The sequence below is a fragment of the Enterobacter cloacae complex sp.6700776 genome (assembly GCF_048284255.1).
Classification (GTDB): domain Bacteria; phylum Pseudomonadota; class Gammaproteobacteria; order Enterobacterales; family Enterobacteriaceae; genus Enterobacter; species Enterobacter intestinihominis.
In genome coordinates this window covers 228,240-242,082 of sequence record NZ_JBLVYK010000002.1, presented here as the reverse complement: position 1 = coordinate 242,082, position 13,843 = coordinate 228,240, and the positions used below count along the sequence as shown (strand labels likewise).

Annotated in this window: 14 protein-coding genes; 6 read left to right on the top strand and 8 right to left on the bottom strand. The window is 55.6% G+C overall.

All coding sequences use genetic code 11. From position 1 onward, the window contains the following. Window positions 1–14: 14 nt before the first annotated feature. The 5 genes from ACNQ0T_RS05180 to ACNQ0T_RS05160 all read right to left on the bottom strand — a co-directional run bounded on the left by ACNQ0T_RS05180 (window position 15) and on the right by ACNQ0T_RS05160 (window position 4,595). Window positions 15–1,355, bottom strand: coding sequence for an enolase C-terminal domain-like protein (locus ACNQ0T_RS05180; RefSeq protein WP_154849505.1), 1,341 nt, complete (start codon window positions 1,353–1,355; stop codon window positions 15–17). Further along, window positions 1,355–2,710, bottom strand: a complete 1,356-nt coding sequence (gene gudP, locus ACNQ0T_RS05175; RefSeq protein ID WP_003862734.1) for a galactarate/glucarate/glycerate transporter GudP — start codon at window positions 2,708–2,710, stop codon at window positions 1,355–1,357. Before gudP ends, ACNQ0T_RS05180 begins: the two co-directional genes overlap by 1 nt. A gap of 308 nt (window positions 2,711–3,018) precedes the next feature. Further along, window positions 3,019–3,468: a flavodoxin gene (locus ACNQ0T_RS05170; protein ID WP_022649212.1), complete on the bottom strand. Its 450-nt coding sequence runs from the start codon at window positions 3,466–3,468 to the stop codon at window positions 3,019–3,021. Between the two features lie 15 nt (window positions 3,469–3,483). Beyond that, on the bottom strand, window positions 3,484–4,269 hold the full coding sequence (truC, locus tag ACNQ0T_RS05165; protein ID WP_023298500.1) for a tRNA pseudouridine(65) synthase TruC: 786 nt from the start codon (window positions 4,267–4,269) through the stop codon (window positions 3,484–3,486). Beyond that, on the bottom strand, window positions 4,266–4,595 hold the full coding sequence (locus ACNQ0T_RS05160) for a YqcC family protein (protein ID WP_022649214.1): 330 nt from the start codon (window positions 4,593–4,595) through the stop codon (window positions 4,266–4,268). The genes truC and ACNQ0T_RS05160 overlap by 4 nt, the downstream gene beginning before the upstream one ends. Before the next feature lie 321 nt (window positions 4,596–4,916). Between ACNQ0T_RS05160 and ACNQ0T_RS05155 the strand changes: the two genes are divergently transcribed. After that, window positions 4,917–5,093 carry a hypothetical protein gene (locus ACNQ0T_RS05155; RefSeq protein ID WP_154816618.1) on the top strand — a complete coding sequence of 59 codons (177 nt, stop codon included), beginning with the start codon at window positions 4,917–4,919 and terminating at the stop codon, window positions 5,091–5,093. Window positions 5,094–5,227: 134 nt separating this feature from the next. Here ACNQ0T_RS05155 and syd read toward each other — a convergent pair whose 3' ends face one another. Further along, the gene (gene syd, locus ACNQ0T_RS05150) at window positions 5,228–5,773 is read right to left on the bottom strand and encodes a SecY-interacting protein (protein ID WP_022649215.1); all 546 of its coding nucleotides are present in this window, start codon (window positions 5,771–5,773) and stop codon (window positions 5,228–5,230) included. Between the two features lie 69 nt (window positions 5,774–5,842). On the opposite strand from syd, the gene queF reads away from it, so the two are divergent. The 5 genes from queF (at window position 5,843) to xni (ending at window position 12,258) form a co-directional block, all read left to right on the top strand. Then, window positions 5,843–6,685 carry an NADPH-dependent 7-cyano-7-deazaguanine reductase QueF gene (queF, locus tag ACNQ0T_RS05145; protein WP_023298501.1) on the top strand — a complete coding sequence of 281 codons (843 nt, stop codon included), beginning with the start codon at window positions 5,843–5,845 and terminating at the stop codon, window positions 6,683–6,685. Between the two features lie 116 nt (window positions 6,686–6,801). Beyond that, window positions 6,802–8,166, top strand: coding sequence for a nucleotide 5'-monophosphate nucleosidase PpnN (gene ppnN, locus ACNQ0T_RS05140; RefSeq protein ID WP_023298502.1), 1,365 nt, complete (start codon window positions 6,802–6,804; stop codon window positions 8,164–8,166). Between the two features lie 504 nt (window positions 8,167–8,670). Then, window positions 8,671–9,960, top strand: coding sequence for an HAAAP family serine/threonine permease (locus tag ACNQ0T_RS05135; RefSeq protein WP_022649218.1), 1,290 nt, complete (start codon window positions 8,671–8,673; stop codon window positions 9,958–9,960). Between the two features lie 62 nt (window positions 9,961–10,022). Beyond that, window positions 10,023–11,390, top strand: coding sequence for an L-serine ammonia-lyase (locus ACNQ0T_RS05130; protein ID WP_250116215.1), 1,368 nt, complete (start codon window positions 10,023–10,025; stop codon window positions 11,388–11,390). A 112-nt stretch (window positions 11,391–11,502) separates the two neighbouring features. Continuing rightward, on the top strand, window positions 11,503–12,258 hold the full coding sequence (gene xni / locus ACNQ0T_RS05125; RefSeq protein WP_045308735.1) for a flap endonuclease Xni: 756 nt from the start codon (window positions 11,503–11,505) through the stop codon (window positions 12,256–12,258). A gap of 57 nt (window positions 12,259–12,315) precedes the next feature. On the opposite strand, the gene rlmM is transcribed toward xni, so the two are convergent. Both rlmM and ACNQ0T_RS05115 read right to left on the bottom strand, forming a co-directional pair. Next, on the bottom strand, window positions 12,316–13,416 hold the full coding sequence (gene rlmM / locus ACNQ0T_RS05120; RefSeq protein WP_022649221.1) for a 23S rRNA (cytidine(2498)-2'-O)-methyltransferase RlmM: 1,101 nt from the start codon (window positions 13,414–13,416) through the stop codon (window positions 12,316–12,318). Next, complete coding sequence (locus tag ACNQ0T_RS05115; protein WP_003862756.1) at window positions 13,409–13,804, bottom strand: DUF423 domain-containing protein; 396 nt, start codon at window positions 13,802–13,804, stop codon at window positions 13,409–13,411. Before ACNQ0T_RS05115 ends, rlmM begins: the two co-directional genes overlap by 8 nt. Window positions 13,805–13,843: the final 39 nt, after the last annotated feature.

Genomic DNA, 13,843 nt, shown 5'->3' with positions numbered 1-13,843 from the left:
GTTCGATCCTTTTATCAGTGACGTCCAAATACAGGGCGCTTACGGTCAAATGTCCAGCCGGGGATAAGGTACTGCATCGGGCCTGCGTCGTTGCGCGCGCCGCCCGGCAGTTTTTTATACGCTTCATGCGCCTTGTGGATCTGATCCCAGTCAAGCTCTACGCCCAGCCCCGGCGCATCCGGTACGGCAATGGTGCCGTTTTTGATTTCAAGTGGATTTTTGGTCAGGCGCGCTTCGCCTTCCTGCCAGATCCAGTGCGTATCGATGGCGGTCGGGTTACCCGGCGCCGCCGCGCCAACGTGGGTAAACATCGCCAGCGAAATGTCGAAATGGTTATTGGAGTGGCAGCCCCAGGTGAGCCCCCAGTCATCGCACAGCTGCGCCACGCGCACCGCGCCGGAAAGGGTCCAGAAGTGCGGATCAGCCAGCGGTATGTCCACCGCATTCAGCATCACCGCGTGGCCCATTTCGCGCCAGTTAGTGGCGATCATGTTGGTCGCAACCGGCAGCCCGGTAGCGCGGCGGAATTCGGCCATCACCTCGCGACCAGAAAAGCCCTGCTCGGCGCCGCACGGATCTTCCGCGTAGGTCAGCACGTCGCCCAGTCCTTTGCACAGCGCGATAGCTTCATCCAGCCGCCAGGCGCCGTTCGGATCGACGGTGATGCGTGCCTCCGGGAAGCATTTTTTCAACGCGCGCACGCTGTCAATCTCCTGTTCGCCCGGCAGAACGCCGCCTTTCAGCTTGAAGTCTTTAAAGCCGTAGCGATCCTGCGCCGCCTCTGCCAGGCGTACCACCGCCTCGCCAGAGAGCGCTTCCTGATGACGCAGGTGATACCACGCGTGGCTGCCCGGCGAGCGTTCCAGATACGGAAGATCGGTTTTCGTCCGGTCGCCAACGTAGAACAGATAGCCCAGCACCGTTACCGCATCACGCTGTTTGCCTGGCCCCAGCAGTTCGCAGACCGGCACATTCAGCGCTTTGCCCAGTAAATCAAGGAGAGCCGCCTCCAGCGCCGCCACCGCGTTAACGCGCAGTTCAAACGTCCAGGCGCCTTTGCCGAAGGTATCAAAATCAGCCGACTGGTTGCCCTTATGCACCCGCTGAACCACCTTGTTCAGGCGGGCGACCTCCTGCCCAACCACCTGCGGGATGGCGTCGACCAGCGTCTGGTAAATCACCTCTCCGCCAGGCGCTTCCCCGACGCCGATATTCCCTGCGCTGTCGGTCAGCACCACGATGTTGCGGGTGAACCAGGCGTTATGCGCGCCGCCAATGTTGAGCAGCATGCTGTCCTGACCCGCCACCGGGATGACTTTCATTTCCGTCACGATCGGGCTTGATTGCGTTGTCATCATCCGCGCTCCCCAACAGGTTTCAGTTCGATTCGTTTGATGTCCCCCACCAGCACCAGGTAACTGAGTACCGCCACCAGCGCATGGACGCCTACATAAATCAGCGCACCATTGAAGGAGCCGGTGGTGCCGACGATGTAACCGATAGCGATTGGGGTGACAATGCCGGAAATGTTGCCAAACATGTTGAACAGACCGCCGCTCAGGCCGCTGATCTCTTTCGGCGCGGTATCTGCCATCACCGCCCAGCCCAGCGCGCCGATGCCTTTACCGAAGAAGGCCATCGCCATAAAGCCGATAATCATCCACTCCGCGCTGACGTAGTTACAGAACACCATGGTCATGGAGAGCAGCATGCCGAGCACGATTGGCGTTTTACGCGCAATATTCAGCGAACCGGTGCGACGCATCAGCCAGTCGGAGATGACCCCGCCGAGCACCCCGCCCACGAAGCCGCAGATGGCTGGCACAGAGGCGACAAAACCCGCCTTCAGAATCGACATCCCGCGCGCCTGCACCAGGTAAACCGGGAACCAGGTGATGAAGAAGTAGGTTAAGGCGTTAATGCAGTACTGGCCGAGATAGATACCGATCATCATCCGTGAGCCGACGAGCTGTTTGATCTGCCCCCATTTCTGGCTGAACGGGACTTTTGCTTTCTGGGTTTTCTGATCCATGTTGATCAGCGCCCCGCCTTCAGCAATGTAGTCCAGCTCTTTCTTGTTCACGCCCGGGTGCTGGTTTGGTTCGTGGATCACTTTCAGCCAGATAAAGCTGATGACGATCCCCAGCCCGCCCATGAAGAAGAAGACGTGCGACCAGCCCACTTCGTGCGTCAGCCAGCCCATAATTGGCGCGAAAATAACCGTCGCAAAGTATTGCGCCGAGTTAAAGATTGCTACCGCCGTTCCCCTCTCCTGCGCCGGGAACCAGGCGGCCACAATGCGGCTGTTGCCCGGGAAAGATGGCGCTTCCGCTAAACCCACCAGGAAGCGGAGGGTAAAGAGCGCAATGATAATGCCGAAGCCGCTGAAGATATCCACGAAGCCCTGTAACAGGGTAAACATCGACCAGATGAAAATGGACCAGAAATAGACCCGTTTTGAGCCGAAGCGGTCCAGCAGCCAGCCGCCAGGGATTTGGCCGATTACGTAGGCCCATGAAAATGCGGAGAAAACATAACCCATACCCACCGGATCAAGTCCGATGTCCTTTGCCATCTCAGAGCCGGCAATGGATAACGTGGCACGGTCGCCGTAGTTGAAAGAGGTGACGATAAACAGCATCACCACTATCCAGTATCGGGCGTTGGTGCGCTTCTCAGCGCTGCTCGCCGCGTGGCTTAATGTACTCATTGTTGCACTCCTGAAACATAGCTTTCGCCTGGTTCATTCTGTACAGCACCTGTAGGGTAATCAGAATGAGAGATTTGTGTTTGGTTTTGGTACGGCCCGAAGCCGTTTTATAGTGACGGGAAAAGTATATGAAGGAGTGACCGGTTCTCTCACCGTGCAGGAACACAACATTGACGGGCGTGGGGAACGTGGTTTGGGGCATAAGCCCAAAGTGGTGGAAGATACTTCACGGAATTGAGGATATGGTGCAGCTTCGTTGCCGGGTGGCGGCTACGCCCTACCCGGCCTACAGCTCGTATAGTACAGGGTTAGTTCAGGAGCGTGGCCCAATGTTCAACCCAGGGATTTGACTCGCTTTCCGGTTCGGGGTGCTCGCCAGCATCAATCAGTAACATCTCGCCGACCCGCTGAGCGTGCTGTTCCTGCAACAGCGCGTCGAACTGCTTACCGCCGCCGCAGAAATTGGCGTAAGAGCTATCGCCGAGGGCGATGATGCCATAGTGAACATCTGGCTGATAGCCAAGCTGGTCTTTAATGCCCTGGAAAAGCGGGACGATGCTGTCCGGGAGATCGCCCTGCCCGGTGGTGGAGGTCACCACCAGAATGTATTTATCTTTATACTTTTCCCAGTCCGCCAGCTCCGGGTCTTCATAGACCGTTGCTTTATGGCCCTGATTGACGAGGATTGCTTCTGCTTCCTCCGCAACCAGCAGCGAGTTGCCGTACATCGTGCCGACAAAAATACCTACTTCAGCCATGCTTTGCTCCCGTAATTATTGCGCTTGCTGTTCATCCTGAACGTTGCCTGCGGCAAACTCAACCCTTTCATTTTCGGGGAGTTGTCCCAGCCAGCCAAACTGTGACAGCGCCTGCATCCAGACCTCGTCCAGCCCCGCGCGAATAGTCAGCGGTTCGCCGGTAAACGGGTGCGTCAGGCTTAGCTCGCTGGCGTGCAGCATCAGTCGGTTACAGCCAAAGTGCTCTGCCGCGCTGCGGTTCTGCCGCAGATCGCCGTGCTTGCTGTCGCCGATAATTGGGTGGCGCAGATGTGCAAGGTGGCGGCGAAGCTGGTGCTTGCGCCCCGTTTTGGGCAAAAGCTCAACCAGACTGTATCGCGTAGTGGGAAATTTGCTGGTCGCCACCGGCAGTTCTGTGGTCGCCATACCGCGATAGTCGGTCACCGCAGGCTGCGGACCTTTATCTTCGCGGGCAAATTTATCGGCGATTTTATCCAGTTCCTCCACTAGCGGATAATCCAGCGTGGCGGAATCCGTCAGCCAGCCGCGCACAATGGCGTGGTAGCGCTTCTGGATCTGGTGCTGTTCAAACTGCTGCGACAGCAGGCGCCCGGCCTCACTGGAAAGCCCCATCAGCAGAACGCCAGAGGTTGGCCGATCCAGACGGTGGGCAGTAAAGACGTGCTGACCGATTTGGTCGCGCACGGTTTGCATAACAACCACTTTCTCATCGCGATCGAGCCAGCTTCGGTGTACCAGCCAGCCGGACGGTTTATTCACCGCCACCAGCCACTCATCCTGATACAGGATCTCAAGCGTCATGCATCGTCACCGGCGAAAAGCGTATCCAGCTTTTCCAGCTCAACCAACATAACGTCGCGCGCCGGGTGGGTCGCCTCCAGCGCCATTTCGTAATAGGGAGAGACGGCAAACGCCTGGGGCAACGCGTGTCCCCCTTCCAGCAGCGCGTGCATGCGCGGAATTAATACCCACTGGAGCCATTCGAATGGAGACAGCGTATCCAGACAAAACGGCTGGGTGCTGGCGAACGCGTCTGGCTGCGGCGCACTTTCCTGCCACAGCTGATGCTGGCGCATAAGGGCTTCGATGGCGTGCAACTGCGCACGAACGCTATCGTGATGCGTCATAGTAACCTCAACTGAAAAACGGAATGGCGCGAAGCATAGCATTGCGGAAGACAGAAATAAAAAAAGGGAGCACTGTAAAAACAGTGCTCCCGGTTCGTTTCGCAGCATTCCAGCTACAATACGTGCTCCCTGCTCATCCGTGACAACTTTTCCTGATGCCCGAAGGCCTGGTCATCCCTTTACCTTTTGCTTCCTGCTCACATCATCCTGACGTGTAGGTTTCGTCCTGAAACGTCCTGGCCATCCTGACCCACCGACCATCCTGACCGGCTCACGTTCTCCTTCCTGGAGGTGTCCCTTACGCATCCTGCGTGATCCACTTTGCTTCATCCTGAAGCCTTCCTGCGGCGTCGTCCTGACGTGTTCCTGGTGAGAAACGCCATCATCCTGATGTTCGTTTCTCGCGTCGGCATCCTGTCGACACAGATAGAATCCGCTATTCTGCCTCGTCTTACAACCCACCCTGTGAGCAAGGTAAGCCTGGCGAAACGGGGATAATCGTTTCAGGAAATCGCTAACCTGTTGAAAGGGAAACTAATATTAATCTGAAATCTCTAAGACAATGCTAATTGTTTCGGCGATGTCTCACAGTGCGTGTAAGAGATCTCTCACACGTCCAGTAGCATCATAGATTACAGAAGCGGCTCAAGTCGGGTAAGAAAATCCGCAAGAGAAGGCGCGAGAACGTCGCGATTGCGGGTGCCGAGCGTCTCTTTAATGACCTCGCCAGAAAGGTTGCAGACTGAAATGACGTCCAGTTCACTGTCGAGCGTCGCAATAAAGAGAGTCGGGGAGAGCTTAAGGCGTTTTTGCGTGACCAGGTGACCAATGAGGTTTTCCTGAACGCGTTGAAGATCGTCTTCGCTCCAGGTTTGCAGCAGCGTCAGCGGCTGTCCTGCAAAACATGCAGTCATATCCCCGGCAAACTGCGTGGTATAAATTGCATGAAGCGCAGGTTGTATCACAATGTCCATTGCGCGTTCAACCGCATTTACATTCTGCTCGCCCGTGAACGGTTTCGGTTGCCAGATAACGTAATCATCCTGCGAAGCGATAATGCACGGTGACGGCACGCCATATAAGTCAGTACTTTGCGGCCACGTCCCCCGCTTTTCATGCCAGGCATCGCAATAGCGGGTCGTGAAGGACGTCAGGGCATTTGCAGTTTCGATATCCACCGATTTCTCTCTTCTTGTAAGACAGGATAAACTCAGCCCCTAAGTGTACCTGTAAAGTGGCTATGAAACATGTCTTACGAAAATCATCAGGCGTTAACGGGCTTAACGCTGGGTAAATCGACCGATTACCGCGACACCTACGACGCAAGCCTGCTTCAGGGTGTGCCGCGCAGCCTGAACCGCGATCCGCTTGGCCTTCATGCCGACGCGCTGCCGTTCGTCGGCGGCGACATCTGGACGCTGTACGAACTCTCCTGGCTGAATGCGCGCGGTCTGCCGCAGGTGGCCGTGGGCCATGTCGAGCTGGATTACGCCAGCGTAAACCTGGTTGAATCCAAGAGCTTTAAGCTCTATCTCAACAGCTTTAACCAGACCAAATTTAACAGCTGGGACGAGGTACAACAGACGCTTGAACGTGATTTAAGCGCGTGCGCGCAGGGGAACGTAACCGTCTCGTTATACCGTCTGCATGAGCTGGAAGGTCAGCCCATCGCCCATTTCCACGGCACCTGCATCGACGATCAGGACATTGATGTGGAGAGCTACGAATTTAGCACCGACTATCTGGAAAACGCGGCGGGCGGAAAAGTGGTCGACGAAACGCTGGTCAGCCATCTGCTGAAATCCAACTGCCTTATCACCCATCAGCCGGACTGGGGCTCGGTACAGATCCAGTATCGCGGCCCGCAGATTGACCGGGAAAAGCTGCTTCGTTACCTGGTGTCATTCCGTCATCACAACGAATTCCACGAGCAGTGCGTGGAACGCATCTTCAATGACATACAGCGTTTCTGCCAGCCCGAAAAGCTGAGCGTTTATGCCCGCTATACCCGTCGCGGCGGCCTGGACATTAACCCATGGCGCACCAATACCGATTTTGTGCCTGCCACCGGACGGCTGGTGCGCCAGTAAGATAAATATTTTCACAATATGCGGGCGGTATTCCGCCCGAAGTGTTGTGAAACGTCATAAGCCAGGGCTATTGTAATCAACAGGGAAAGACGATAATCGTCCCATAAGGAGCTCACTTGATTACACATATTAGCCCGCTTGGCTCTATGGATATGTTGTCGCAACTGGAAGTGGACATGCTTAAACGCACCGCCAGTAGCGACCTGTATCAACTGTTTCGTAACTGTTCACTTGCTGTACTGAACTCCGGAAGCCTGACCGACAACAGTAAAGAGCTGCTGTCCCGCTTCGAAAGTTTTGATATCAATGTGCTGCGCCGCGAGCGCGGGGTGAAGCTGGAAGTGATCAACCCGCCGGAAGAGGCGTTTGTCGATGGGCGTATTATTCGCTCACTTCAGGCCAACCTTTTTGCCGTGCTGCGCGACATCCTGTTTGTTAACGGACAGATCAGCAACGCCGGTCGTTTCCAGCATCTCGATCTGGAAAGCTCCGTTCATATCACCAACCTGGTTTTCTCCATTCTGCGTAACGCCCGCGCCCTGCACGTTGGCGAAGCGCCGAACATGGTCGTCTGCTGGGGTGGTCACTCTATTAACGAAACCGAATACCTGTACGCCCGCCGCGTGGGTAATCAGCTCGGCCTGCGCGAGCTGAACATCTGTACCGGCTGCGGTCCTGGCGCGATGGAAGCGCCGATGAAAGGCGCGGCAGTAGGACACGCGCAGCAACGCTATAAAGAAGGCCGTTTTATCGGCATGACCGAGCCGTCGATCATCGCCGCTGAGCCGCCTAACCCGCTGGTTAACGAACTGATTATTATGCCGGATATCGAAAAACGTCTTGAGGCGTTTGTCCGTATCGCGCACGGCATTATCATCTTCCCGGGCGGCGTAGGTACGGCGGAAGAACTGCTTTATCTGCTCGGGATCCTGATGAACCCGGCCAACAAAAATCAGGTTCTGCCGCTGATCCTGACCGGCCCGAAAGAGAGCGCCGACTACTTCCGCGTGCTGGACGAATTTATCGTGCATACGCTGGGGGAAGACGCGCGCCGTCACTACCGCATTATTATTGACGATGCCGCAGAAGTGGCCCGTCAGATGAAAAAAGCGATGCCGCTGGTGAAAGAGAACCGTCGTGATACCGGGGATGCCTACAGCTTTAACTGGTCCATCCGTATCGCACCGGATCTCCAGATCCCCTTCGAGCCGTCGCATGAGAACATGGCGAACCTCAAACTCTATCCGGATCAGCCGGTGGAAGTACTGGCAGCTGACCTGCGTCGCGCCTTCTCTGGCATCGTGGCGGGGAACGTGAAGGAGGTGGGGATCCGCGCGATTGAGGAGTTCGGGCCGTATAAAATCCACGGTGACCCGGAGATGATGCGCCGCATGGATGACATGCTGCAGGGCTTTGTGGCTCAGCACCGCATGAAACTTCCGGGTTCTGCCTATATTCCCTGTTACGAAATCATCAAATAAAGCGTCCTTTCCCTCCTCTCAAGCCGGATTGTCATCCGGCTTTTTTATTAGTGATGTAATTCATAGCGATCTTCAATGTTATTAACAAATCTGGCGCCCGCGCAAACGATTACCTCGTTTTTGAAACCGTAAATAATCAGCCTTAATCGAAATTACCTGCCAGAAAATCCTAAAATCCTATTTCTTTACAGCGAAAGACACCTATCTCGCGGGTCAGCCTTTTCGAAAACATGTCGTTAATGGTAGCCTTCGCGCCCGTAAATCCTCTTTGATGTTTTTTTAACAGATAAATGGTCTAAATATGCCCACATCATAAGTGGATTATTGCATTTGGGATCGCGATCACTGATAGATTCATAACGAGAATGTATCTTTCCGCCCGCCAATAGTTACGGGCAAAAATTATTAAAAAACCGTCACTGAACGAATTTCATATTACCGTCAGGCACTTTTTCATCGGATTTGACTAAAAACCTGACAATTTGCTTCCTCCAGGAGATACAGATGGAAACCACTCAAACCAGCACCGTTGCTTCGATTGAATCCCGAAGCGGTTGGCGCAAAACGGATACCATGTGGATGCTTGGCCTGTACGGCACGGCAATCGGCGCTGGTGTACTGTTCCTTCCTATCAACGCAGGTGTCGGCGGTCTGATCCCGCTGATCATCATGGCCATCATCGCCTTTCCGATGACCTTCTTTGCACACCGCGGCCTGACCCGCTTCGTGCTGTCCGGTAAAAACCCGGGCGAAGACATTACTGAAGTCGTTGAAGAACACTTCGGCGTCGGCGCAGGTAAGCTGATTACCCTGCTCTACTTCTTCGCGATTTACCCGATTCTGCTGGTGTATAGCGTTGCTATCACCAACACCGTTGAAAGCTTCATGATGCACCAGCTGCAGATGACCCCGCCGCCGCGTGCGATCCTGTCCCTGATCCTGATCGTCGGTATGATGACCATCGTGCGCTTTGGCGAGCAGATGATTGTCAAAGCGATGAGCGTGCTGGTATTCCCGTTTGTTGCAGCCCTGATGGTGCTGGCGCTGTACCTGATCCCACAGTGGAACGGCGCTGCGCTGGAAACTCTGTCTCTGAGCAGCGCATCCGCAACCGGTAACGGCCTGCTACTGACCCTGTGGCTGGCGATCCCGGTAATGGTGTTCTCCTTCAACCACTCGCCAATCATCTCCTCCTTCGCGGTGGCGAAGCGTGAAGAGTACGGCAATGGTGCAGAGAAGAAGTGCTCCAGCATCCTGGCTCGCGCACACATCATGATGGTACTGACAGTTATGTTCTTCGTGTTCAGCTGCGTGCTGAGCCTCTCCCCGGCGGATCTGGCGGCGGCGAAAGAGCAGAACATCTCTATTCTGTCCTATCTGGCAAACCACTTTAACGCACCGCTGATTGCGTGGATGGCACCGATCATCGCGATTATCGCCATCACCAAATCCTTCCTGGGCCACTACCTGGGCGCACGTGAAGGCTTCAACGGTATGGTGATTAAATCTCTGCGCGGTAAAGGCAAGAGCATTGAAATCAACCGTCTGAACAAAATCACCGCGCTGTTCATGCTGGTGACCACCTGGGCGGTAGCCACCCTGAACCCAAGCATTCTGGGCATGATTGAAACCCTGGGCGGCCCGATTATCGCGATGATTCTGTTCCTGATGCCGATGTACGCGATTCAGAAAGTGCCAGCGATGCGTAAATACAGCGGCCATATCAGCAACGTGTTCGTTGTTGTGATGGGTCTGATTGCCATCTCCGCTATTTTCTACTCGCTGTTCAGCTAATACCTCCTGCGCCGTCTTCGGATGGCGCACTCCTCCCCTCTGACTGAAGCAATGGACGCATCATGATTAGCGTATTCGATATCTTCAAAATCGGTATTGGTCCTTCCAGCTCTCACACCGTCGGACCAATGAAAGCCGGTAAACAATTCACGGATGACTTGATTGCACGCGGCATTTTGCACGACATCACCCGCGTGGTTGTCGATGTATACGGTTCCCTTTCCCTGACCGGTAAAGGCCACCATACCGATATTGCCATTATCATGGGGCTGGCGGGTAACCTGCCGGATACCGTTGATATTGATGCAATACCTGGCTTTATCCAGGACGTGAACACCCATGGTCGTTTGCTGCTGGCGAACGGCGAGCATGAGGTTGAATTTCCGGTTGACCACTGCATGAATTTCCATGCGGATAACCTGTCGCTGCACGAAAACGGCATGCGCATTACCGCGCTGGTCGGCGATAAAGCGGTTTACAGCCAGACGTATTACTCCATCGGCGGCGGGTTTATCGTCGACGAAGACCATTTTGGTCAAACCAACGGCTCCGCCGTTGAGGTGCCGTACCCGTACAAAAACGCGGCCGATTTACAGCGTCACTGCCAGGAGACAGGCCTATCTCTCTCCGGCCTGATGATGAAAAATGAGCTGGCCCTGCACAGCAAAGAGGAGCTGGAACAGCACTTCGCAAACGTCTGGGAAGTGATGCGCAGCGGCATTGAGCGCGGGATCACCACCGAAGGCGTGCTGCCGGGGAAACTGCGTGTTCCACGTCGTGCGGCTGCGCTGCGCCGCATGCTGGTCAGCACCGACAAAACCACCACCGACCCGATGGCCGTTGTCGACTGGATCAACATGTTCGCGCTGGCGGTGAACGAAGAGAACGCCGCGGGTGGCCGCGTCGTCACCGCGCCAACCAACGGGGCGTGCGGCATTGTTCCGGCGGTCCTGGCGTATTACGACAAGTTTATCCGTGAAGTGAATGCAAACTCACTCGCGCGGTATATGCTGGTCGCCAGTGCGATTGGCTCACTGTACAAGATGAACGCCTCGATTTCCGGCGCGGAAGTGGGCTGTCAGGGTGAAGTGGGCGTAGCCTGCTCTATGGCGGCGGCGGGTCTGGCCGAACTGCTGGGCGCAAGTCCTGCGCAGGTTTGTATTGCGGCGGAAATCGGCATGGAACATAACCTGGGGCTGACCTGCGATCCGGTCGGCGGACAGGTCCAGGTGCCATGCATTGAGCGTAACGCCATCGCCTCTGTGAAAGCGGTGAACGCGGCCCGTATGGCGCTGCGCCGCACCAGTGAACCGCGCGTGTGTCTCGACAAGGTTATCGAAACCATGTACGAAACCGGTAAAGATATGAACGCCAAATACCGCGAAACCTCCCGCGGTGGCCTGGCGATGAAGATCGTTACCTGCGATTAAGCCTCTCAGGAAGCCTCGTTTTGCGAGGCTTCTTCCTGTTTTCCCCACCATTCATAGTTTCATGCTGCGCTCAGTGTTACCCTTCCCCCATTAGACAGAAGGGAGATTATCTGTGGCCGTTCATTTGCTTATCGTCGATGCACTTAACCTGATTCGCCGTATTCACGCGGTACAGGGCACCCCCTGCAAGGACACCTGTTTACACGCGCTGGAGCAGCTCATTCGCCATAGCGAACCCACCCACGCTGTTGCCGTATTCGACGATGAAGCACGCAATACCGGCTGGCGGCACCAGCGCCTGCCGGACTACAAAGCCGGGCGTGCGCCGATGCCGGACGATCTGCACGCCGAAATGCCCGTTATACGCGCGGCCTTTGAACAGCGCGGCGTTCCGTGCTGGGGCGCACACGGTAATGAGGCTGATGATTTAGCCGCAACGCTGGCGGTTAAAGTGGCAAGCGCCGGGCATCAGGCGACTATCGTTTCAACCGACAAAGGCTACTGCCAGCTGCTCTCACCCACAATCCGCATCCGCGACTACTTCCAGAAACGCTGGCTGGACGCGCCATTTATTGCCAGCGAGTTTGGCGTATCGCCTGAGCAATTGCCGGATTACTGGGGGCTGGCGGGGATCAGCAGCTCCAGAGTGCCGGGTGTCGCCGGTATTGGACCCAAAAGTGCCGCACAACTGCTGACGGAGTTTCAGAATCTGGAAGGGATTTACGCAAGGCTTGAGGAAGTGCCGGAAAAATGGCGCAAAAAGCTGGAGGCGAATAAAGAGATGGCGTTTATCTGCCGGGAAATCGCAACGCTACAGACGGATTTACAGCTGGACGGGAATTTACAGCAGTTAAGGTTAGAACGTTAAAACAACTACACGATTTTGTAGGCCCGGTAAGCGCAGCGCCACCGGGCGTTACAAACGTTATCGCTCGTCGCGACGCCCACCCACGGCCGCCCACCAGCGACGGATATGCACCGTCACTTCTTCACGGTCGTGATACAGCTGACGCGCCTGGATTTCCGCGTTAATCCCGTGTTCGTCCAGTTGCTGCTGAATATAAGCCAGGTTCTGCGACACCTCTTCGTAACGCTTTTTCATCGGCAGCTTGAGGTTGAAAATCGTCTCACGACACCAGCCGTTCACCAGCCAGGAGGCCATCAGCGCCGCGACTTTCGCCGGTTTTTCTACCATGTCGCACACCATCCAGGAGATGTTGTTACGGGTAGGACGGTAGCGGAAACCATCTTCACGCAGCCAGGTGACCTGCCCGGTGTCCATCAGGCTTTGCGCCATCGGGCCGTTATCCACAGACGAAACCCACATGTTGCGTTTCACCAGCTGATAGGTCCAGCCGCCCGGGCACGCGCCAAGATCGACGGCATACATGCCGTTTGCCAGACGTTCGTCCCACTCGTCCGCCGGGATAAAGACGTGGAACGCCTCTTCCAGCTTCAGGGTTGAACGGCTCGGCGCGTCTGACGGGAAGCGCAGACGCGGGATCCCCATAAAGAACGGCGAGTTATTGGTGGTATACGAGTAGCCGGTGTAGCAACATCCTGGCGCAATAAAGAAGATATGCACGACTGGACGCTTTGGCGTTTCGTAGTTTGTCAGCACTCCCGCATCACGCAGTGCCGCGCGGAGCGGCACGGTAAACTTACGGCAGAACTTCATCAGCTCTTTGCTTTCATTGGTGTCAGCCACTTCCACGCGCAAATCGCCGCCCTTCTCCACCACGCCCTGCAACAGGCCAACAATCGGCGTGATGCGATCTTCCGGCGGAAGATCTTTCAGCAGTTCGCCCGCGACAAACATCTGACGGGCGAAAATCAGCGAGCTGAACGGCAGTTCGCGCGCCAGCTTGTCGGCATCATCAGGCTGATAGCATTCAAATACCACATAGCCCGCGTTCTCTTTGACGCGAGCGAATCCGAAGACTTCACGCTTCGCCGCTTTATCGGTGATTTCCGCGGCGCACTCTTTCTCAAACCCCGGGCGACAATATAAAACAACCTTATTCATGAACAACGCCCTTGCGTTTCAGACGGATAGCTCCGATAAACATTAAAACCCAACCCGCCAGGAAGCTGACGCCGCCGACAGGTGTAACAAACGCCCACAGGCGTAAATGCGACAGCGCCAGACAGTAGAGACTGCCGCTGAACAGTACGGTACCCAGCGCCAGAAAGACGCTGCTCCAGTAAAACCAAATGCTGATACGGCGCTGCATCGCCACCGCCAGCCCAAAAATTGCCAGCGTGTGGAACGCCTGATATTCAAGGCCGGTCTGGATCCAGCCCATCTCCACAACGCCCAAAGACTTGCTTAAGACATGCGCGCCAAACGCGCCCAGAGCTACAAAAATAAAGCCACTCACCGCGGCGAAAATCAGCATGAATCGGCTGGTCATGTTTAAGTCCTGAATTAATGCGTGCCCGGCACACAAACG

Bases quoted from the DNA above. Each gene is read 5' to 3' on its own strand.
- ACNQ0T_RS05180 (WP_154849505.1), bottom strand. From the start codon at position 1,355: ATGACAACGCAATCAAGCCCGATCGTGACGGAAATGAAAGTCATCCCG.
- gudP (WP_003862734.1), bottom strand. From the start codon at position 2,710: ATGAGTACATTAAGCCACGCGGCGAGCAGCGCTGAGAAGCGCACCAAC.
- ACNQ0T_RS05170 (WP_022649212.1), bottom strand. From the start codon at position 3,468: ATGGCTGAAGTAGGTATTTTTGTCGGCACGATGTACGGCAACTCGCTG.
- truC (WP_023298500.1), bottom strand. From the start codon at position 4,269: ATGACGCTTGAGATCCTGTATCAGGATGAGTGGCTGGTGGCGGTGAAT.
- ACNQ0T_RS05160 (WP_022649214.1), bottom strand. From the start codon at position 4,595: ATGACGCATCACGATAGCGTTCGTGCGCAGTTGCACGCCATCGAAGCC.
- queF (WP_023298501.1), top strand. From the start codon at position 5,843: ATGTCTTACGAAAATCATCAGGCGTTAACGGGCTTAACGCTGGGTAAA.
- ACNQ0T_RS05135 (WP_022649218.1), top strand. From the start codon at position 8,671: ATGGAAACCACTCAAACCAGCACCGTTGCTTCGATTGAATCCCGAAGC.
- ACNQ0T_RS05130 (WP_250116215.1), top strand. From the start codon at position 10,023: ATGATTAGCGTATTCGATATCTTCAAAATCGGTATTGGTCCTTCCAGC.
- rlmM (WP_022649221.1), bottom strand. From the start codon at position 13,416: ATGAATAAGGTTGTTTTATATTGTCGCCCGGGGTTTGAGAAAGAGTGC.
- ACNQ0T_RS05115 (WP_003862756.1), bottom strand. From the start codon at position 13,804: ATGACCAGCCGATTCATGCTGATTTTCGCCGCGGTGAGTGGCTTTATT.